The following is a 580-nucleotide window of genomic DNA, read 5'->3' as shown; positions in this document are numbered from 1 at the left end:
AATCAGTCTGACTTTCTTCGCCAATATCATCAGAATGTAACTCCTTTAATGAAAGATTTGTTCTTCTGAATCGTAGCGTGTTCCACCAGCATTCTCCTTAGACTACTCGGGTGCAAACCTGTTAATTCTGATACTTGACTAACTCGTGAAAATTTCATTATTATTCTCACCTCATCGAATCCAACATAGCACGTACGTTCGATATTTTCAATGAAGTTTGATAGATTTAATTAAATGTATCTTGTTCAACTAAGGGCGCAATTCCTTAGCCAGTTCTCTTATGAACCTCTCCTGTTTTCACATGAGCGCAGACTATATGTTTATCTCCTTAGAGATAGAGGATTTTTCCACCACCATAGGCTTGTGATGTACTCTCGTCAGTTATACGAGATAGTCGTTGAACGTTCATCTTATCCATTTTGACTTAGATGATTCGAGGCGGAAGACCCATTGTTCTAGTGTTTAGGATTTAACCTTGCACGATCTGATTGATTTTTTCTGCTTTCGCGACATTCACGCTCGCTATTTCTAGCCACGTTGTAGTTCAATCAGCTTTAGGGATTGCCCGCAGTTAACCCTC

At 39.5% G+C, this 580-nt stretch carries 1 protein-coding gene; it reads right to left on the bottom strand.

Annotated features, from left to right (window positions below):
• Positions 1-29 precede the first annotated feature (29 nt).
• Positions 30-158: a hypothetical protein gene (locus FOT98_RS33150; protein WP_000672785.1), complete on the bottom strand. Its 129-nt coding sequence runs from the start codon at positions 156-158 to the stop codon at positions 30-32.
• Positions 159-580: the final 422 nt, after the last annotated feature.

It is taken from the genome of Bacillus sp. HY001 (assembly GCF_007558965.1).
Classification (GTDB): Bacteria; Bacillota; Bacilli; order Bacillales; family Bacillaceae_G; genus Bacillus_A; species Bacillus_A mobilis.
Note: the sequence above shows the minus strand (reverse complement) of the source record. Positions and strands in the feature narration are given on the sequence as shown.